The organism is Paraburkholderia haematera (genome assembly GCF_905220975.1).
GTDB classification, from domain to species: domain Bacteria; phylum Pseudomonadota; class Gammaproteobacteria; order Burkholderiales; family Burkholderiaceae; genus Paraburkholderia; species Paraburkholderia haematera.
In genome coordinates, this window is sequence record NZ_CAJNBK010000016.1 from 54,465 (window position 1) to 73,953 (window position 19,489).

Sequence of the window (19,489 nt, forward strand, 5' to 3'; positions counted from 1 at the left end):
CAATCACATTTCGCGCCAAGCCACCTATCATTCCTGGATAGACACAATTCGCTGATGGAGACATGGAAACACTCTGGGATATCACCCCCGCCGTCGATACGGCGACGCCCGTCTGGCCTGGCGACACGCCGGTCGGCATCGAACGCGTGTGGCGCATGGAAGCGGGCTCGCCCGTCAATGTCGCGCGCCTGACGCTGTCGCCGCACACCGGCGCCCACACCGACGCCCCGCTTCATTACGACGCGGAGGGCGCGGCGATCGGCCAGGTCGCGCTCGATGCGTACCTTGGACGCTGCCGTGTGATTCATTGCATCGGCGCTTCGCCTGTTGTGACGCCACAACACCTGACCGGTTCGCTCGACGACCTGCCGCCGCGAATCTTACTACGCACTTACAGGAACGCGCCGACTCAGGTTTGGGACAGCGCGTTCTGCGCGGTCGCGCCGGAAACGATCGATCTTCTCGCTGCTCGTGGCGTCAAGCTGATCGGCATCGATACGCCGTCGCTCGATCCGCAGGAGTCGAAGACGATGGACGCCCATCACCGGATTCGCGCGCACCGCATGGCGATCCTCGAAGGCATCGTGCTGGATGCCGTCGCACCTGGCGACTACGAACTGATCGCGCTGCCGCTCAAATTCACCACGCTCGATGCGAGCCCCGTGCGCGCGGTATTGCGGGCGCTGCCCGACTCCCGCTGATCACCGACATCACCTGCGCGCTGCATTCACCGAACTCCCTGATCTCTCTGACTGGACCATCATGAACACCCGTGACGAAGCTCTCGCGCTCGATAGCGCCGACCCGCTCGCAACGCTGCGCGACCAGTTCGCGCTTTCGCCGGCGACCATCTATCTCGACGGCAACTCGCTCGGCGTGCCACCGGCCGCCGCCGCGCAACGCGCGCAGAACGTGATCGCCGCCGAATGGGGCGAAGGCCTGATCCGCAGCTGGAACACCGCCGGCTGGTTCGAATTGCCGCGCCGCCTTGGCAACAAGCTCGCGCCGCTGATCGGCGCAGCCGACAACGAAGTGGTCGTCACCGATACGATTTCGATCAACCTGTTCAAGCTTTTGTCGGCGGCCGTGCGGTTGGCGAATGCGCGCGATCCGAAGCGTCGCGTGATCGTTTCCGAGCGTTCGAATTTCCCGACCGATCTGTACATCGCCCAAGGGCTGATCGAACAGCTCGATCGCGGTTATGAATTGCGCCTGGTCGACGACCCCTCCGAGCTGCCCGCCGCGATCGGCGACGACACCGCGATCGCGATGATCACGCATGTGAACTACCGCACCGGCTACATGCACGACATGGCCGCGCTGACCCAACTCATCCACGACAAAGGCGCGCTCGCGCTGTGGGACCTCGCACATTCGGCGGGCGCGGTGCCGGTCGACCTGAATGGCGTCGGCGCGGATTACGCGGTGGGCTGCACGTATAAGTATCTGAATGGCGGCCCGGGTTCGCCGGCGTTCGTCTGGGTACCGAAGCGGCATCAAAACGACTTCGCGCAGCCGCTGTCCGGCTGGTGGGGTCATCGCGCGCCGTTCAAAATGGACCCGACGTATCAACCCGATGACGGTATTGGCCGCTTCTTGTGCGGCACGCAGCCGATGGTGTCGATGTCGCTGGTCGAATGCGGGCTCGATGTGTTCCATCAAACGGATATGCAGACGATCCGCGCCAAGTCGCTCGCGCTGACCGATCTGTTTATCAAACTGGTCGAAACGCGTTGCGGCGAGTTTCCTTTGAAGCTCGTCACGCCGCGCGACCATGCGCAGCGCGGTTCGCATGCGAGCTTCGAGCATCCGCATGGTTTTGAAGTGATGCAGGCATTGATCGCGCGTGGCGTGATCGGCGACTATCGCGAGCCTCATGTGTTGCGGTTTGGTTTTACGCCGCTGTACACGCGCTTTGTCGATGTGTGGGATGCGGTGGAAACGCTGCGCGAGGTGCTTGCGGAAGAGAGCTGGCGAGCACCTGAATTTGCCGCCCGCGGCGCAGTGACCTGAGGAGCGCGCAATGAACGATCACATGCAAACACCGGGCTTGCCGGAAGAGAAACCGGCGCAAGGGTGTCCGTTTGGGCATGGCAGTGGGACTGCTCATGCAGCGTCTTCGGCTGCCGATTCCGGCGAGGGCTGGCATGATGCGCAGCTCGATTTTTCAGAGTCGATGAGTTATGGCGACTATCTCTCGTTAGGGACGGTGCTGGATGCGCAGCATCCGTTGTCGCCGGATCACAACGAGATGTTGTTCATCATCCAGCATCAGACGAGTGAACTATGGATGAAGCTCGCGCTGTATGAACTGCGTGCCGCGCTGAAGGCGGTGCATCGCGATGAGTTGCCGCCGGCGTTCAAGATGCTCGCTCGCGTGTCGCGGATCATGGAGCAGCTCGTGCAGGCGTGGAGTGTTCTCGCGACGATGACGCCGTCCGAGTACACGGCGATGCGGCCTTATCTGGGTAGCTCGTCCGGGTTCCAGTCATATCAGTATCGCCAGATCGAGTTTTTGCTCGGCAATAAGAATGAGCAGATGCTGAAACCGCACGCGCACCGGGCGGATGTTCTTGCCGAGGTGACAGCTTCGCTGGAAGCACCTTCGTTTTACGATGAAGTTGTTCGACTGCTGGCGCGGCGTGGGTTTGCGATTTCACCTTCCAGGTTGGAGCGGGATTGGACGCAACCGACTACGCATGATGCTTCAGTTGAGGCGGCGTGGTTGGAGGTCTATCGGAATCCTTCGCAACATTGGGAGCTGTACGAGATGGCGGAGGAGCTTGTCGACCTCGAGGATGCGTTTCGCCAGTGGCGGTTCAGGCACGTGACGACGGTTGAGCGAATCATTGGATTCAAGCAAGGCACGGGCGGTACGAGTGGTGCGCCTTATTTGCGGAAGATGCTCGACGTGGTCTTGTTTCCCGAGCTTTGGCATGTGAGGACGATGCTTTAAGGCGTCTTTGCGTCTTTGTCAATGCGCGATGCATTGGCAACGTTCACGAAACACGTGGCGATCCGTAGACGCGTCGGTTCGAATGTAAAGATTGGTCATAACTCGCGCGTTTAGCCTGTGTGGTTGATCGTCTTAAAAAACGGTTAGGTTAGATTTCTACGTGCCGTTGGAAAGACGGCCGGGTGTGAGAGCCCGAACGGTAGTTCGCATAACCTACATTCGTAGGTCGTGCACTTGCTTCTGCACGTCTATTCAATGGGCGGGTCGCAGTGAGGGGGCCGAAAGGTCCACCGGTTTGAACTACCGCCGGTCTCTCAAACTCGCTACGTGCCCGCTCACCCAACGATTAGCTCGCGAGTGTCGGGCGATTCACGAACGCACCGGAAATCGCACATGGCCAAAACCACAAAGAAAACTCAAACTGCATCACGCCCGCCTGTTGATGCACTCCAGTATGAAAAACTTGCACTGTCGGCGTTTGGAGCATGCGACCGACAAATCCGGCAGCTTCGAACACTGATTGATCTCGCGGCAAGCATCACGCGATGCCCGGCTACGACGGTCGAAGAAAGACGCCGTGAGCGCAACCTGCTGGAACACCTGCTCTATACCGTCGAGCAATATCAGCAGGAAGTTGAATGCGACCGCGATCTGTATCAGGTGATTGCGCTCGATGCGAAAGGGGTTGCTCACAATCGCATCACGGCCAAGCTTGCGGCACAGCTTCTTTCAGATGCTGCGGAGGCGGGACGAGAAGCAGGCGAAGCTGCAGCTGAAGCCGAAGCTGCGGTGGACAAAGCTGTAACGCGTAAGCAGGAGCGTGTAAAGACTGCGGCGCGTACGCGAGCTGATGCGCAAAAGGCAGAAGTGAAGCACTAGGGTGAAAGAGCGGCAATCGTGCCGCTGCAAAGAAAAAGGCGCGAATTCGCGCCTTTTTTGGTTTACTTCTTACTTTTGTTCTTTGGTGGAATCATGACCAGACCTTCGGGAGCAAGGTCTGGATATGCTCTCCACAGTGGTTCGAGAAGAAGGTACAACCCCCCGGCGATCCTGCCGGCCTCGGAGCGAAACCCCTCAAACTCATCTCTCGAGCATTTTTTCTGAATTATTTTTGTCGCATTTTCGACCGACAAATACGCGTCTAATAGCTGCTTGCTTACTTCTGACGCTACATCCTTGTCTATTTCCTTATCCATCATACTCTCCCTAGCAGTCTTGATCTGATTTGCACTGGTTCATACATCTGAAAAAACTCACGCCATAATTTCCAGTCGGAAACGTCGTATCCGCGCACTTGATCTGGCATCTTTCATGAACTTCGCGACAGCGTTTCGTTATGGGTTTTCCATAAGCACACTTGACGAAGCCCGAATCAGAGTCACCATTGTTCTGGAAGAGTTGAGCATATAGCACCGCACGTTTTGACTGCCCGTTCTGCTCGGGCATCAGGATAGGGAAAGGCACCTGCTCCTGTGCCGTTATTTGCAGTTCAGGCACGTCACCCTGAACTGGCTGACCTGTCTGGGTGACAGTGAGCCCACGGTAAAAGAGCTTCCACGCCAGCTTAGCCTTCGTGAACACGTAGCACTCGGTGCATACAGGTGTGATCGCCGTCGTACCGCTGGCTTTTAGTGCTTTACGCGAGCCTGAGAGATTGGCCGGTGGCCCGACAGGATCAGCACCAGTTTCATAGTTATTAATCCACTGGTCAATCTCATCACTGGATATCGCTTGCGCGGCACCCCCGTTCCTGGCCGCCGTACCAGTCCGACCCGCCACACGACCATCAGGCGTATAGCTGTAGTCCACAGTCAGGAAACGCTTCAGACCTGCCGTCAATGCAGTTGCGTCTTCGTTGTACGTGAACCGGCTGACGCGTCCGCGTTTGTCATACGTGAAGCGCGCTTCACGATAGTTGCCGGTGGCTCTCGTGACACGGTTCGACGCGTCGCGATCGACTGCACCAAGTAGCCAACGTGAGACCAACTCCTGAGCGGTCTGTAGATTCCCCGTTTCATCTGGGAAATACACCCAGTCTTCGGTTTTGACACCATTCACATAGACAGTTGCTTGCGCCAGGCGGTTATTGGCATCGTAGCGCGCACCAACAGTCAACTTGTTGCCCGTGCCAGTAGCATCGAAACCGCTCGCGCCTGTCGTGTCAGACGTATCGAACTCGCTGTATCCAGTGACGTTACCACCTGCGTCATACACGAACGCACGCATCTTGCCCGGAGTTGCAACAAGTGACGGGTGCAGGCTCGTCGCATCGGCGTAGCGCACTGACGTTATCACCGTGCCACTAGCACTACTCACCGCGGCTCGAACCGGTCGACCCGCGGCGTCGTACGAATATGCTGCGCTTCCGTCCGGTGCAGTTTTTTGTAGCAGGTTCCCGCTCGAGTCCAACGTCCGGCTCTCGGTGCCATCGGCCGTACTGCCACCCGTCATGCGTAACATGCCAGCGATTGACGCGAAGTTAATCGTGCCGGAACCGTCCGTCCACGAAATAGTGGTCGAGCCGTTGCCGTAGGTGAACTGGACGTTCTGCGTCGTATCCGGGTGCGTTGCTGAGATAGCGCGCCCTCTCGCATCGTATGTCCACGTTGCGATCCGTGAACCGGATTCGTCAATCACACCGGTTAGTGCGTTTTTGAAGCGCGAGTCGTCGTAGACGTAACGGCGTACATAACCATCAGGCCATGTGACCGATACGAGGTTACTGCTTCCGTCATAACCGTATTGCGTAAGACCGCCGCTTGGGTCTGTCATGCGGTAGATCCGGCCCAACGTGTCGTACTCAAGCTTGATCGACAGTAACTCATACTTCGGAACCGCACCTGCCGCGCGCTGGTTGATGGCCGTGAGCCGCCCCGCACCGTCATAGGAAAGCGTTCGGGTGAAACCGCTATGTGTTGTTTCGGACAGCAGGACGCCTTGTGCAGAATACGACTCAACGGTATCTGTTGTCAGGTCCGTCAAAACCCATCCAGAGCTGTTCTGAGCGAGAGCGAACCCACTGAAACTGGACGTTTTCCACTGTCCGTTGGTAAGTAGGAAAGTGAGCGGTTGGCCGTTTGCGCGATATGCACTGACTTGAGGTGAACTACCGCTTGTCCCGGCCACGTTGAGTTGTCGCTGCCAGTTATTCATCCATACCGGCCCCATGGCGGTAGCCGATTTGAGAAACGGTGAGGATAGGTAGCTTCGAGTGAATGTCAGTGGCATTCCATCGCCGCTGCGGAAATCGTTCTCAGAGAGAGTCACCTTGCCATTGGCCGAATACACCGGATCGGCAACCGGACAAGATTCGTCAGGGTCCGTAGGCGTGGCGCACCACTCGTCAATCGCCGCAATGTCGTTTCTACATCCGTAACTGCCCATGCCGCTTGGAGTATTGCTTGCGACGTCCAGCCGACAGCTCGCTGTACCTGGCGTCGCACCTGATTTCGAGTAAAGCGTCCAGCAGTCGTCTGCATGCGCAGTAGAAGCCACTAATAACAAGGCACACGAGGACACTAGGCGGGCTAGCTTGCCGCCGAGCCAGCAAGATGAGATTTTTGTTCTCATACATCTCCCTTCTGTAATACGTCGTTAGAATTGCGTAATAATTCGACGTTGCATCAAGGAGAGCTGAAACTAGAATAGGAACACTCTGAAAATATCGGTTGCGCGACACATCTTCACAAACCGGCTGAAATCGGAAGCATCAGGGGATGGGTCGCCGCTAAGCGGGCACCCCAACAACGCCCTCATCGGGGGCATTCAAGGAAGGTGGCGAGTACAAAAGTGTCTAGCCAAGATGACGGGGACGTGCTGCGTGCAGTATCGCCGACCATCAATTCGTCGCCGATTCGCGTATTGGCTGCCCTGCGAGTGCAGTGACGTCCCAGACGCGATTCGCCGTTACACAGTGGACGTGCCGTCAATAATCCGTAGCAGCCAAACCAATCACCTCGCCGTATACCCCCCATCAATCGGCAAGCAAACTCCACTAATCATCGAAGCCGCGTCGCTCAACAAAAACATAATCGGTGCAGCGACCTCAGCAGACTCGGCGAATCGCCGCAAAGGAATCGCCTTCAAAGCGGGATCGCGTTTCGCAGGATCACTCCACGCCTGCACGGCCATCGGCGTCAAAGTCACGGTCGGATTAACGCTATTCACCCGAATGCCGTAGGGTCCCAGTTCGATACACAAAGCACGCGTAATAGCATCAAGCGCCGCCTTGGAAGCCGAATAACTCAAATGATCATCCAGCGCCACAAGCGCAGCCTGACTGGAAACGTTCACGATGCTGCCAGCGCGTTTAGCATCGATCATCCCGCGCGCCACGTGCTTGGAAACCAGTACCGCCCCTCGCGCGTTCACGCCCATCACGCGATCGAAACTGGCACCCGTCGTATCCACCGCCCGCTCAAGCAAAGCGATCCCAGCGCAATTTACGAGCCCATCGAACGCATCGAGTGAACCCAATGCATCATCGATAACGGCTTCGTCGCTTACGTCGAGCGTCAACGGTTCGCATCCCGTTTCCTCAGCCAGCCGCGCGAGTTCATTCACATTCCGCGCCGCGGCAACCACGTTCGCTCCAGACGCGCACAACGCTTCAACCGTCGCCCGTCCAATGCCGCTCGATGCTCCCGTAACCAGAATCGATTTACCAGAAAAATCAAAAGTAGCATTCATGATGTCTGCAGCCGATGCATGACCGGCTTCAACGCCGGATACAAATCCGTATAAATACCAAACCGCTGTTCGTACAAAGCCATTCGTTGCGCGTTCGGCTCAGCGCGTTCAATCAACGTCACCCATCCGCCCTGTGCTTCTTCGCGCGATACGAGACCGACGCCAACCCCTGCCAGCAACGCCGCGCCCATCGCGGCCTCCACTTCCTGCTCGATCGTATAGACCGGGTAACCAGTAATGTCCGCGATGATCTGCATCCAGAGATCAGAATGCGCCGCACCGCCCACAACGATCAACTTGTCGTCCAACGATTGTGCACCTTTGCGTCCCGCTTCGATGTTGTGTTTCAACGCGAACGACACGCCCTCCAACACGGCCCGGTACAAATGCGCCCGCGTGTGAAACAGGCTCAGGCCGACAAACGCCCCACTCGCCTTGGCATCCCACACAGGGCTTCGTTCGCCCATCAAATACGGCAAGAACATCACGCCGTCCGAACCCGCCGGGATCTGAGAAGCACTCTCTTCCAGCAACCGATGCGGATCCCCATTCGGCATCGCACGTGCCGCCTCAGTCTCCGCATGACAGAACTGCTCGCGATACCACGTCACCGAAGCACCCGCCGTAATCGCGCCGCCAAATACATAAATGTCGCGCTGACCGTTGAACACATGCGGCATACTGATCAACCCATGCCGCGCATCGACAGTCTGGTTGATATACCCCCAACACATACTCGTACCGATCATCGCAACATGCTGCCCCGCGCGCGTGACGCCTGCGGCAAACGTCGCCACCGCGGCATCCACGCCGCCCGCGACGATCGCCGTGCCCGCCTCCAATCCGAGCTGTTCGGTCCACTGCGACAACAAACCACCCACCACTTCGGACGACTCCACTAATCGCTCCGGCATCATCGTCGCGGGAATGCCGAGCATGTCGAGTGCTTCATCCGACCAGTCGCGTTTGGCGATGTCGTAGATGCCGCCGATGTTTCCCGCCGAACTATGGTCGACGGCGACCTCGCCGGTCAGCATATAAATCACATAGGCATTGGGCGGCAGGAAGTAACGCGTATGCGCCCACACATCCGGTTCGTGATCGCGCAGCCACAGCATCTTCGTGTAGCCGTAGTAGCTGTCCACACCGTTTCCTGTGATCGTATACAGCCGCTCCAGGTCGATGTTTTCACGCACCCACTCAACCTGATCCGTCGCACGCCGGTCCATCCAGATCAGACACGGATAGAGCGGCCGCATATCGCTATCGACGGGAATCCCCGAGCCGCCATACAGACTGCTCACGCACAGCGCCTTGATCGACTTCGCCGCGACGCCCGCCTCCTTCGCCTTGCCGACGCACGCCGCGATGCACTCCACCACCGCCTTCAACCATACTGCTGGCCATTGTTCTGCCCATAACGGCTTGGGCGTATCCGGCTGATAGCTCGACGCATGCTGCGCGACGATCGCGCCGTGCTGATCGACCAGCAGCGCCTTGGTGCTCTGCGTGCCGATATCGACGCCGATCACGTAGTCCATACAGTCTCCGTTTATCTACTGCCCATCCCGTACTTGCGCAAAGAAAGCTCAGGCGCGCGGCTTCATCAACACCTTGATCGAGTCGAGCGAGTTAGCGACCTTGATCGCTTCGTCCCATTCTTCCAGCGAAAAGCCGTGCGTGACAATGCCCTTCGACGTAACGAGTCCACGCGCCAGCAAGTCGATCGCAATCGGATAACAGTATGGGCCGAGATGTGCGCCGCGTACATCGAGCTCCTTGCGATCGCCGATCACCGACCAGTCGAGCGTCGTATCCGCACCGAACACGGAAAACTCGACGAAGCGCCCAAGCTTGCGAATCATCTCCATGCCCTGATTGACGCCGATCGGCGCGCCGGTCGTTTCGATGTAGACATCGCAACCATAGCCGTCAGTCAGGGAGTGAATGATCGCCAACGCGTCGTCCTGTTTCGGATTGATCGTCACGTCCGCCCCATATTCGCGCGCGAGTGCGAGGCGCTCTTCAACCAGATCGATCACCACGAGCTTCTTCGGTGTCTTCAGATGTGCGACTTGGGTCATCATCAAACCAAGCGGACCAGCACCGGCAATCACCACCACATCATCGAGTTGCAGGTCGCCACGGTTCACCGTGTGAATCGCGCAGGCGAGCGGCTCGATGATGGCCGCGTCTTCGAGTGAAATGCCGTCGGGAATCTTGTGGACGATTGCAGTTGGCGGAATACGCATGTACTCGGCCATGCCACCGTCCGCGACTTCGCGCTGGAAGCCGAAGATGTTGTGCACCTCACACATCCAGTACTGGCCGGATTTGCAATAACGGCACTTGCCGCAAGGCACGATCTGTTCGGCGATCACGCGGTCGCCGATCTTCACGCCGAAATGATCGGCCGCGCCGTCGCCCATTTCTTCGACGAAACCGAAGAACTCGTGACCTGGAATCACCGGCGCTTTGACCCATGGGCTCGGGCCGCCCCAAAACATCTTCGCACCCGAATGGCATTTGCAGTCGCTCGCGCAGATGCCGCACGCGGCGATGCGGATCACCAGTTCATGTGCGCGGGCCCGAGGCTTTGACACCTGTTCGACGCGATAGTCTTTCGGTGCGTGGCAGACGATTGCCGTCATGTTTTGCTGATCGGATTGCGTGGATTGAGTCATTGCATGGTCCTGCTAAAAAGAGGTCATTTAAGCGTTACTTTCTACGGTCACGGCTGATGTAGATCGCCAGCAAAATAATTCCGCCCTTGATCACGTTCTGCACATACGGATTCACGCCGACCATGTTCAGGCCATTGTTCAGCACGCCGAGCAACAGTGCGCCGATCAAGGTGCCGATGATCGAGCCACGTCCGCCGGAGATCGACGTGCCGCCCATCACCACGGCGGCGATGGCATCGAGTTCGAAGCCAACGCCCGCGTTCGGCTGACCGCTCATCAAGCGTGCGGTCAACACGATGGCGGCGAAAGAGGAGGTCAAACCGGCGAGCGTGTAGACGATCAGCTTGACCCGCGCCACACGCACGCCCGACAGACGTGTCGCCTGTTCGTTGCCGCCAATCGCATACACGTAACGGCCGAACGGCATGCGTTCGAGCAACACCCAGGCAATCGCATAGATCACCACCATGATCACAACCGGCGCCTGAACGCCGAGAATCTTGCCGCTGCCAAAGAAGCTGACCCAGTCAGGCAGGCCGTCGATCGGATAGCCGCCCGTATAGATCAGCGCGAGACCGCGCGCGATACCCATCGTCGCGAGCGTGACGATGATCGGCGGCATACCGGCGAACGCGACAAAGAACCCGTTCGCGGCGCCGAAGCCCAAACCGACTGCAATACCCACTGCCAACGCAGCGATTGCATTCATCCCGGCGACCATCAGGCCCGCAGCGAGCGTGCCCGCCAAAGCCATCACCGAGCCAACCGACAGATCGATGCCACCGGTCAGAATCACACACGTCATGCCCACAGCGATGATCGCGTTGATCGAGACCTGGCGCAGCACGTTCTCGATATTCGCGGCGGAGAGAAAACTATCGCTCGCGAACACCATGACGACGCACACCACCAGCAAGCCGACGAACGGATAAAAGAGCGTCGAGCGCTTCAACGCGGACCACGTCAATCGCACCGGTGCGCCCGGCGTATTGCCGCTGACGGTCGAGGTTTTCGGCGATGAAGAAGGACTAGGCGTGTTCATGGCTTGCTCCACGGGTGCCGGCTGTTGCATAAGTCATCACGGCGTTCGAATCGATCTCGTCGCCTTGGAGCATCGCTTCGATGCGGCCCTGCCGGAACACGGCGACGCGGTCGCACATGCCGACGATCTCCGGCAGTTCGGACGAGATCATGATGATCGAGTAGCCACGCGCGGTGAGTTCGCGCATCAGCAGATAGATTTCGGCTTTGGCGCCGACGTCGATGCCGCGCGTCGGTTCGTCGAAGATGAGAATGTTGGTGTGATGATTCAGCCAGCGCGCAATCACCACCTTTTGCTGATTGCCGCCTGAAAGGGTCGCGACTTCGGTATGCATCGTCGGCGCTTTGACGCCGACGCGCTTCATGATGTCGGCGGTCGCACGCGCTTCACTGCGCTGGTCGATGAAGAAACGCAGTGAGCGGTATTTGCCGAGGTTGTTGATCGAGATGTTCTGCTTGATCGAGAAATCGGTGATCAACCCTTCGGTCTTGCGGCTCTCCGGCAGAATGCCGACGCCCGCTCGCAACGCATCGGCGGGATCGGATAGTTTCGCGGCCGTGCCGTTGACGCGGATTTCTTTCACGTACGCCGGATCCGCACCGATCACGGCCAAGGCGGTTTCCGTGCGGCCCGAGCCGACCAGTCCCGCGAAACCGAGAATCTCGCCTTCACGCAGTGTGAAGCTCAGCATCGGACTCTCTTTGAGCAACTGCAGCTTGTCGACTTCGAGCACGATCTTCGCATCGTCGCGTAGCGGTGGCTTCGGCGGAAAGCTGTTTTCGATGCGGCGTCCCACCATCATTTCCACCAGGCGGCTCACATCGGATTGCGCGACCTCCGTCATGCCGACGTACTGACCGTCGCGTAACACCGTAATGCGATCGCACACCTCAAAGATCTCTTCAAGGTGATGCGAGATGAAGATCATCGCGACGCCCTGCTGCTTCAGGTCACGCATGATTGCGAATAGGTGTTCCGCTTCAGCGGGTGTGAGCGTCGCGGTCGGCTCATCCAGAATCAGAATGCGCGCTTCCAAAGACAACGCCTTGCCGATTTCAACAAACTGTTGCTGCGCGACCGAAAGTTCACGAATCGGCACCGACAGGTCGATCGCCACGCCTAGGCGCTGAAAAATCGCCGCGGCCGCGCGCCGCATCTTGCCGCGTTCGAGCAGGCCCAAACCGTTCTTCAACTCACGGCCGAGAAACATGTTCTCCACGGCATTCAGATACGGAATCAGGCTGAACTCCTGAAACACGATACCGACGCCCGCGGCAACTGCATCGTGGTAATTCGTGAAGTGGCGCGCTTCGCCCGCGATGGTGATCGTGCCTTCATCCGGTTGATAAATGCCGCACAAGATCTTCATCAAGGTCGATTTGCCCGCACCGTTTTCACCGAGCAACGCATGAATCTCACCACGCGCGACTTCCAGATGAATGCCTTGCAGCGCCTTCACACCCGGAAAACTTTTGGTGATGTTGTCGAGCTTAAGTATCGTGTCCATCGGGTCCTCCTCTACCGCTCGTCGCCCCATTTATCGAAGAAGCACGGCGACGAGCATTCGGCTTACCAGCTGAAGCCCTTGGCATTGCTCTTGTCGATCATCTTCACGTCGACGGGAATGGCTTTCGGCACATTGGCGCCCCACTTCTTCGCGAGCGCGGTGCCGAGTGCGATCCGCACCTGGTCGGCCGGGAATTGCGCGGACGTTTCGATGAACTTCGAATTCGGCTTCTGGATCGCGGCAATCGCTTCCGGCGCGCCGTCGACGCTGGTCAGCTTGATGTCCTTACCCGACGATTCGATCGCCGAGAGCGCGCCCATCGAGCCGCCGTCGTTCACACTGAATACGCCTTTCAGATTCGGATGTGCCTGAATCATGTTCTCGGTGACAGATAACGCGGTCGCCCGTTCCTGCTTGCCGTTCTGCGTATCCACGAGTTTGATACCCGGCACTTTTGCGAGCGCCGCCTTGCAACCGCGCACACGTTCGAGAATCGGCACCACCGGAATGCCGTCGAGAATCGCCACTTCGCCGCTGCCGCCAATCGACTTAGCCAGATAGTCACAGGCCATCTGACCCGCGTCGAAATTCTTCGAGCCGACAAAGGAATCAACCGGGCCGTTGGCGTTCGCATCGACTGCAACCACCACCACGCCCGCTTTCTTCGCCGACGTCACCGCCGATTGAATGCCGGTCGAGTCGGTCGGGTTCACGAGCAGGATGTCGATCTTCTTTTGCAGCATGTCCTCGACGTCGCTGACCTGCTTGCTGACGTCGTGATGCGCGTCAGTGACGACGACCGTCGCGCCGATCGACGCAGCCGCATCGTTCAGCGCTTTTTGCATCGTCACGAAGTACGGGTTGTTCAGTTCCTGAAACGTCATGCCGATCTTCAGCGGTGCGGCTTGTGCCGCCGGTGAGGCGATGAACGACAGGCCGAACGCGAGCGTCGCCAGGGCGGCCGTGCTGCGCGCGAAGGTCTTCAACGATGTCTGCTTCGATGTAGTGAATTGCGTCATGGTTGTCTCCGTTATTAAAACTGTTCGATGAGATGAGCACGTCCCTCACGCCGTCTTGGGACAGCGCGCCAGGTGTTAAAACGCGGGTGAAGTGAAACGCTTCGGCTTGAAGCCTGGTGGAGGACTACGTCGGTGGATAGGCAGCCGCGGTGCTGCGTGGCAAACCTGGCGCAAGCACGATTGCGGGTGCGTTGTCGATGCCGGCGCCGCGCGCGGCGGCTTCTTCGGAGGCGTCGCGACTTGCATCGTTCATTTGCTGATAGCGGCGGAATTTCGAAGGCGCCATGCCTTTGACCGCGAGGAACTGCCGGTTGAAATTCGACAGGTTGTTAAAGCCCACCTTGAAGCAGATATCGGTGACGCTCAACTCTTCGTCCGTGAGCAGTTGACATGCGAGATTGATACGCATGCGGTTCACGTACTGCACAAACGGCAGCCCCGTATGACGCCGGAAATAACGCGAAAACGCACTCACGCTTTGCCCAGCGAGTTGCGCGAGATCCGACTCGCGCAGGTCGTTGGACAGATTCTTGCCGATATAGGAGAGCGCGTGATTGATGCGAGTCGACGCGAAACCGCTCGGGTCGGCCTGATAGGCAGGACTCGCGAGGGTCTCGCGATCCTCGGCGCTCATCAGGATCTCAAGCATCGACATGAACAGCACAAGACGACGCAGCCCGCGCGCTGCCAGCAGTTCGAGGAACAACGGCTGGATGGCACCGCTCGTCTGCGCACCGAACGATACGCCGCGGCGCGAGTCGGCGAGCAGCGCCTCGACCTGGCGCCATTCCGGAAAACTAGCGAGGCAACTCGACACAAACTCCTGCCCGAATTGAACGACCAGATTGCGCTGCGCGATCGTCTCGCCTTCCGGCACGTCGCTGACCCAGTTGTGCGGCAGGTTCGGCCCCATCAACACGAGGTTGCCGGGCGCAAAGCTGCTGATATGGTCGCCGACAAACATCTTGCCGGTCGTCGCCACGATCAGATGGATTTCGTATTCCGGGTGAAAGTGCCAGCGCACCGTGCGATACGGATAGCCGTGCGACCACACTTTGAAGGATTCGTCGCGCCGTACGGCGACGACTTCCAGATCGGGTTGCATTCGCGTCTTCCTCCATGAAGCGGCGTGTTACGGGTGCCGCTGAACTTCGTCTTGTATAGCGAAAAGTAGCCTTCTCAAGCCTGATCCACCACTCAAAATCAAACCGCGGACCGATACTTTTTTGCATTCGGGTTAGTCCTGGCGCGGCGAAAGTCAAATTTGATGCAATGCAATACACACCGCGAGACACGTCCCGCAACGCGCGGACGCCTCGCGAATCACGCCGAACGCCCTGTCACGCCGCGCCGCGCCACGAAAAGCCCCTTACCTCGTCTTGACATTCGATTCGCCGGGTACGATCATTCGCTCACAAGCAGAGCAAATGCTCCACCATCGAAAAAACGCACGCCCCGAGCCGTGCGATCGAAGACATTCAGGAGACGCACATGAACAGCGGGCAAGGCAGCGGCGCGACCGCACACGTGATCCTGCACATCGGCGCGGGATCGTTTCATCGCGCGCATCAGGCGTGGTATCTGCATCGGCTGAACGAGGCAAAGGTGGCGGGCGAGCCGCACTGGTCGCTGACGGTGGGCAATATCCGCAGCGACATGAACGCGGTGCTCGACGCGCTCGCCGCGCAAAACGGCGTCTATACGCTTGAGACCGTCACACCGCAGGGCGAGCGCGCGTACGAGACGATTCGCTCGATTGAGCGCGTGGTACCGTGGACCGAGAGTCTCGATGCGCTGATCGAAGCGGGTGCCGATCCGGCCTGCAAGATCATTGCGTTCACCGTCACCGAAGGCGGCTACTACCTCGACGAACACGATGCGCTAGACACGGCCAATGCCGATCTCGCGGCCGATCTGCAAGGCGGTCACACGACGATTTACGGCGCGCTCGCGGCGATTCTCGACGCACGCATGAAGCGTGGCGCCGGTCCGGTCACGCTGCAAACCTGCGATAACCTGCGCAGCAACGGCGAGCGTTTTCATGCGGGCATGAGCGAATTTCTCGAACGGCGCGGCGCGAACGAACTGGCGCAATGGTTCGACGACAACACCGCGTGCCCCAGTTCGATGGTCGACCGCATCACGCCACGTCCCACGCCCGACGTGCGCGAACGGGTGAAAGCCGCCACCGGCGTCGACGATGTCTGCCCGGTGATGGGCGAATCCTTCATCCAATGGGTGATAGAAGACCGTTTCATCGCCGGACGCCCCGCGTGGGAAAAGGTCGGCGCGGAGTTGGTCGACTCGGTGCTGCCGTACGAGGAAGCGAAGATCCGCATTCTCAACGCGACACATAGCTGCATTGCGTGGGCGGGCACACTGGTCGGCCTGACCTACATCCACGAAGGCACGCTCGACCCGGACATCAACAAATTCGCCTTCGACTACGTGACCGAAGACGTGATTCCGTGTCTCACGCCGAGCCCGCTCGATCTCGAACGCTATCGCGACGTGGTGCTCGAACGCTTCGGCAATCCCTACATCCAGGACACCAACCAGCGCGTCGCGGCCGACGGCTTTTCGAAGCTGCCCGGCTTTATCGCGCCGACGCTCTCGGAATGCTTCGAACGTGGTGTCACGCCGGCGGCGACGGCGATGTTGCCGGCGCTGTTCTTCCGTTTCCTCGAACGCTGGAATGCCGGCACGCTGCCGTATGCGTATCAGGACGGCGTGATGGACGAGCGCGTCGCCCGTGGATTCTTTAGCGCGCCCGATCCGTTGCAGGCGTTCGCTGCCGACCGCCTGCTATGGGGCAGCATGGCGCAGACGCTGGAATTGGAATCGGCATTGGCGGGCGCATTGGCGCGTGTCGACGTGTGGCTCGCCAAACGCGGCGCGGCTTGACCCGCGCTGTATCGAACCACGCGAATCCCGCGAACCACCCGAATCACACCGCTGCCAGGCTTAAACCGCATGGCACCGCGCGCAATGTGCGGCTAAAGTAGCGCATCTCTAACGACGAAGGTTTCGCGCCCATGTATCTCGGCATCGACCTCGGCACGTCCGAAGTGAAAGTCCTGCTGCTCGCCTCCGATGGACGCGTGATCGGCACCGCAGGCTCACCCTTTACCGTTTCGCGCCCGCATCAGCGCTGGGCCGAACAGAATCCCGAAGATTGGTGGGCCGGCACGCGCACGGCGCTGGCCGCGTTGCGCGCCAGACATCCGGACGAGTTCGCGCAGATTCGCGGCATTGGCCTCTCGGGGCAGATGCACGGGGCCGTGCTGCTGGATTCACGCAATCGCGTCTTGCGGCCCGCGATCCTGTGGAACGACATGCGCAGCGACAAGGAATGCGCGGAGCTGACCGAGCGCGCGCCGGAGTTGCACACCGTGGCCGGCAATCTCGCGATGCCCGGTTTCACCGCGCCGAAGCTGCTATGGGTTGCACGCCACGAACCGGAAATCTTCGCGCAAACCGCCTGCGTACTGCTGCCGAAGGACTACTTGCGCCTGCAACTGACGGGCGGCAAGGTGTCCGATCCCTCGGATGCAGCCGGCACGCTGTGGCTCGACGTCGCCAAACGCGACTGGTCCGATTCATTGCTCGCCGCCTGCAACATGACGCGCGCGCAGATGCCCAGCCTGTGCGAAGGCAGCGCGCCGTCCGGCACCCTGCTCCCCGAGGTGGCCCGCGAGTTCGGTTTGAGCGACGGCGTGATCGTCGCGGCCGGCGGCGGCGACAACGCCACGAGCGCGATCGGGATCGGCGCGACGCAACCGGGCGACGGCTTCGTCTCGCTCGGCACGTCGGGCGTGTTGTGCGTGGTCGGCGACAGTTTCCGGCCGAACCCCGCCTCCGCGGTGCACGCGTTCTGTCACGCGATTCCGGATCGCTGGCATCAGATGAGCGTGGTGCTGTCGGCGGCAAGCTGTTTGCGCTGGGTCTGCAAGCTCACCTCAACCGACGAACCGACCCTGCTCGCCGAAATCGAGGCGCTCCCCGCAGAGGCATTGACCACCGCCCCACTCTTTCTGCCCTATCTGTCCGGTGAACGCACGCCGCACAACGACCCGTACGCGCAAGGCGTGTTCTTCGGCATGAATCACGCGACCGATCGCGCGTTGCTCGGCTACGCGGTGCTCGAAGGCGTGACGCTCGCGCTCACCGACGGCCTCGACGCGTTGCGCGCGGCCGGCACCGAAGCGAAGGCGCTGTCCCTGCTCGGCGGCGGCGCGCGCAGCGACTACTGGGCACAACTGCTCGCGGACGCGCTCGATACCGCCACCCGCAAGCACGGCGGCGGCGAAACCGGCGCGGCGCTCGGTGCGGCACGCCTCGGCTGGCTGGCTGCGGGCGGCGACCCGGCCAAAGTGCTCACCAAGCCGCCGATCGAAAAGGAGTTCACGCCCGACCCGCGACGGCATGCCGAACTGCGTCACCGGCTCGAAGCGTATCGCGCGCTCTACCGCCACGTGCGGCCGCTGTTCGACCCCGCGCGGCAACCGCTCGCCTAACCGGCCAAGCACGGCTGGTTCCCGTTGAGAGGCGAGGACCGGCTGCTATCATCGGCGCACTTCAAGCGAACCGTCACCGTGCCCAAGTCCACAGAAAAATTAGATCTTGCTACCCGCGCCGCGTGGCTCTACTACGTCGCAGGCAATACCCAGAACGAGATCGCCGAGAAACTCCAGGTGTCACGCCCGGTCGCGCAGCGGCTGGTCGCCTTCGCGGTGGAAAAGAACCTGATTCGCGTGCGCGTCGATCACAAACTGGCCGATTGCCTCGCGCTCGCCGATCAACTCTCGAAGCGCTACGGCCTGAGCATGTGCGAAGTCGTACCGATCGACAGCGACACCTCGGAGGAAGTCGACCGCAAGCTGGCGGTGGCCGGCGCGCAGGTCATGGAACGCTATCTCAGCGAAGAAAAGCCGATGGTGGTCGCCGTGAGCAGCGGCCGTACGCTGAAGGCCGCGGTCGATCAGATCGCCCAGCTGGAGCGTCCGCAGCACCGGTTGGTATCCATGGTCGGGGCGATCGCCTCGGACGGCTCGTCGAACCGCTACGACGTCGCGCTGCACATTTCGGAGAAGACCGGCGGCAAGCATTTTCTGCTGCCCGCGCCGTTGCTCGCCGATAGCGAGGCCGAGCGCGTGCAGTGGTGCAATCACCGGCTATACCGGATCGTCGAATCGCTGTCGGCCAAGGCGGATGTCGCGTTCGTCGGCATCGGCAATATCGGGCCGAAATGTCCGCTGCACGAAGACGGCTTTATCACGTCCGCGGAAGTGAAGGAGTTGATGCAGAACGGTGCGGTGGCCGAAATGCTCGGCCTGCCAATCGATGCGGCCGGCGCACACGTCGAATCGCCGACCGGCCGGCGCGTCACCAGCATCGCGCTAGACTCGCCGCCGCGGCGCCCCACCATCGGGTTTGCCGGCGGCGAGCGCAAGCGCGAGGCGGTGATCGCGGTGCTCAAAGGCGGCTGGTTGTCGGGGCTGGTAACCGACGAGTTGTGCGCGCGAGCGGCGCTCGAAGCCTGAGCGCGGCGGACAAAAACCGCTTACCCGGTCAAGACGTGTTCGCGACGCG

The 19,489-nt window shown here is 60.0% G+C and carries 16 protein-coding genes; 7 read left to right on the forward strand and 9 right to left on the reverse strand.

Going from position 1 to position 19,489, the window contains the following annotated elements:
• Nucleotides 1-62: 62 nt before the first annotated feature.
• The 4 genes from kynB (at nt 63) to KHO23_RS23795 (ending at nt 3,835) form a co-directional block, all read left to right on the forward strand.
• On the forward strand, nt 63-701 hold the full coding sequence (gene kynB / locus KHO23_RS23780) for an arylformamidase (protein ID WP_211613742.1): 639 nt from the start codon (nt 63-65) through the stop codon (nt 699-701).
• A 61-nt stretch (nt 702-762) separates the two neighbouring features.
• Entirely contained in the window at nt 763-2,013 is a 1,251-nt protein-coding gene (gene kynU / locus KHO23_RS23785; RefSeq protein WP_211613744.1) for a kynureninase, read from the forward strand.
• A gap of 10 nt (nt 2,014-2,023) precedes the next feature.
• Nucleotides 2,024-2,956, forward strand: a complete 933-nt coding sequence (kynA, locus tag KHO23_RS23790; protein WP_211613746.1) for a tryptophan 2,3-dioxygenase — start codon at nt 2,024-2,026, stop codon at nt 2,954-2,956.
• Between the two features lie 393 nt (nt 2,957-3,349).
• Nucleotides 3,350-3,835 (forward strand): hypothetical protein, encoded by a 486-nt coding sequence (locus KHO23_RS23795; RefSeq protein WP_211613748.1) that lies wholly within the window; start codon nt 3,350-3,352, stop codon nt 3,833-3,835.
• Between the two features lie 62 nt (nt 3,836-3,897).
• Here KHO23_RS23795 and KHO23_RS23800 read toward each other — a convergent pair whose 3' ends face one another.
• The 9 genes from KHO23_RS23800 to KHO23_RS23840 all read right to left on the reverse strand — a co-directional run bounded on the left by KHO23_RS23800 (nt 3,898) and on the right by KHO23_RS23840 (nt 15,002).
• Nucleotides 3,898-4,155, reverse strand: coding sequence for a hypothetical protein (locus KHO23_RS23800; RefSeq protein ID WP_211613750.1), 258 nt, complete (start codon nt 4,153-4,155; stop codon nt 3,898-3,900).
• A 7-nt stretch (nt 4,156-4,162) separates the two neighbouring features.
• Nucleotides 4,163-6,526: a DUF6531 domain-containing protein gene (locus KHO23_RS23805; protein WP_211613752.1), complete on the reverse strand. Its 2,364-nt coding sequence runs from the start codon at nt 6,524-6,526 to the stop codon at nt 4,163-4,165.
• 381 nt (nt 6,527-6,907) lie between these two features.
• Nucleotides 6,908-7,645: an SDR family oxidoreductase gene (locus tag KHO23_RS23810; protein ID WP_211613754.1), complete on the reverse strand. Its 738-nt coding sequence runs from the start codon at nt 7,643-7,645 to the stop codon at nt 6,908-6,910.
• Nucleotides 7,642-9,186: an FGGY-family carbohydrate kinase gene (locus KHO23_RS23815; protein ID WP_211613756.1), complete on the reverse strand. Its 1,545-nt coding sequence runs from the start codon at nt 9,184-9,186 to the stop codon at nt 7,642-7,644. The genes KHO23_RS23810 and KHO23_RS23815 overlap by 4 nt, the downstream gene beginning before the upstream one ends.
• A 48-nt stretch (nt 9,187-9,234) precedes the next feature.
• The gene (locus KHO23_RS23820; protein ID WP_211613758.1) at nt 9,235-10,329 is read right to left on the reverse strand and encodes an alcohol dehydrogenase catalytic domain-containing protein; all 1,095 of its coding nucleotides are present in this window, start codon (nt 10,327-10,329) and stop codon (nt 9,235-9,237) included.
• Between the two features lie 34 nt (nt 10,330-10,363).
• Complete coding sequence (locus KHO23_RS23825) at nt 10,364-11,371, reverse strand: ABC transporter permease (protein WP_211613759.1); 1,008 nt, start codon at nt 11,369-11,371, stop codon at nt 10,364-10,366.
• On the reverse strand, nt 11,358-12,878 hold the full coding sequence (locus tag KHO23_RS23830; RefSeq protein ID WP_211613761.1) for a sugar ABC transporter ATP-binding protein: 1,521 nt from the start codon (nt 12,876-12,878) through the stop codon (nt 11,358-11,360). The genes KHO23_RS23825 and KHO23_RS23830 overlap by 14 nt, the downstream gene beginning before the upstream one ends.
• Before the next feature lie 62 nt (nt 12,879-12,940).
• Entirely contained in the window at nt 12,941-13,897 is a 957-nt protein-coding gene (locus KHO23_RS23835; RefSeq protein WP_211613763.1) for a substrate-binding domain-containing protein, read from the reverse strand.
• A 124-nt stretch (nt 13,898-14,021) separates the two neighbouring features.
• Nucleotides 14,022-15,002, reverse strand: coding sequence for an AraC family transcriptional regulator (locus tag KHO23_RS23840; protein WP_211613765.1), 981 nt, complete (start codon nt 15,000-15,002; stop codon nt 14,022-14,024).
• Nucleotides 15,003-15,388: 386 nt separating this feature from the next.
• Between KHO23_RS23840 and dalD the strand changes: the two genes are divergently transcribed.
• The 3 genes from dalD to KHO23_RS23855 all read left to right on the forward strand — a co-directional run bounded on the left by dalD (nt 15,389) and on the right by KHO23_RS23855 (nt 19,440).
• Nucleotides 15,389-16,801 (forward strand): D-arabinitol 4-dehydrogenase, encoded by a 1,413-nt coding sequence (gene dalD / locus KHO23_RS23845; protein ID WP_211613767.1) that lies wholly within the window; start codon nt 15,389-15,391, stop codon nt 16,799-16,801.
• A 131-nt stretch (nt 16,802-16,932) separates the two neighbouring features.
• Nucleotides 16,933-18,414 (forward strand): xylulokinase, encoded by a 1,482-nt coding sequence (gene xylB / locus KHO23_RS23850; RefSeq protein WP_211613769.1) that lies wholly within the window; start codon nt 16,933-16,935, stop codon nt 18,412-18,414.
• Nucleotides 18,415-18,492: 78 nt separating this feature from the next.
• Entirely contained in the window at nt 18,493-19,440 is a 948-nt protein-coding gene (locus KHO23_RS23855; RefSeq protein WP_211613771.1) for a sugar-binding transcriptional regulator, read from the forward strand.
• The last annotated feature ends 49 nt before the right edge of the window (nt 19,441-19,489 follow it).

Coding starts and splice junctions, on each gene's coding strand:
- kynB (WP_211613742.1), top strand. CDS start 63: ATGGAAACACTCTGGGATATCACCCCCGCCGTCGATACGGCGACGCCC.
- kynU (WP_211613744.1), top strand. CDS start 763: ATGAACACCCGTGACGAAGCTCTCGCGCTCGATAGCGCCGACCCGCTC.
- kynA (WP_211613746.1), top strand. CDS start 2,024: ATGAACGATCACATGCAAACACCGGGCTTGCCGGAAGAGAAACCGGCG.
- KHO23_RS23795 (WP_211613748.1), top strand. CDS start 3,350: ATGGCCAAAACCACAAAGAAAACTCAAACTGCATCACGCCCGCCTGTT.
- KHO23_RS23800 (WP_211613750.1), bottom strand. CDS start 4,155: ATGATGGATAAGGAAATAGACAAGGATGTAGCGTCAGAAGTAAGCAAG.
- KHO23_RS23805 (WP_211613752.1), bottom strand. CDS start 6,526: ATGAGAACAAAAATCTCATCTTGCTGGCTCGGCGGCAAGCTAGCCCGC.
- KHO23_RS23810 (WP_211613754.1), bottom strand. CDS start 7,645: ATGAATGCTACTTTTGATTTTTCTGGTAAATCGATTCTGGTTACGGGA.
- KHO23_RS23815 (WP_211613756.1), bottom strand. CDS start 9,186: ATGGACTACGTGATCGGCGTCGATATCGGCACGCAGAGCACCAAGGCG.
- KHO23_RS23820 (WP_211613758.1), bottom strand. CDS start 10,329: ATGACTCAATCCACGCAATCCGATCAGCAAAACATGACGGCAATCGTC.
- KHO23_RS23825 (WP_211613759.1), bottom strand. CDS start 11,371: ATGAACACGCCTAGTCCTTCTTCATCGCCGAAAACCTCGACCGTCAGC.
- KHO23_RS23830 (WP_211613761.1), bottom strand. CDS start 12,878: ATGGACACGATACTTAAGCTCGACAACATCACCAAAAGTTTTCCGGGT.
- KHO23_RS23835 (WP_211613763.1), bottom strand. CDS start 13,897: ATGACGCAATTCACTACATCGAAGCAGACATCGTTGAAGACCTTCGCG.
- KHO23_RS23840 (WP_211613765.1), bottom strand. CDS start 15,002: ATGCAACCCGATCTGGAAGTCGTCGCCGTACGGCGCGACGAATCCTTC.
- dalD (WP_211613767.1), top strand. CDS start 15,389: ATGAACAGCGGGCAAGGCAGCGGCGCGACCGCACACGTGATCCTGCAC.
- xylB (WP_211613769.1), top strand. CDS start 16,933: ATGTATCTCGGCATCGACCTCGGCACGTCCGAAGTGAAAGTCCTGCTG.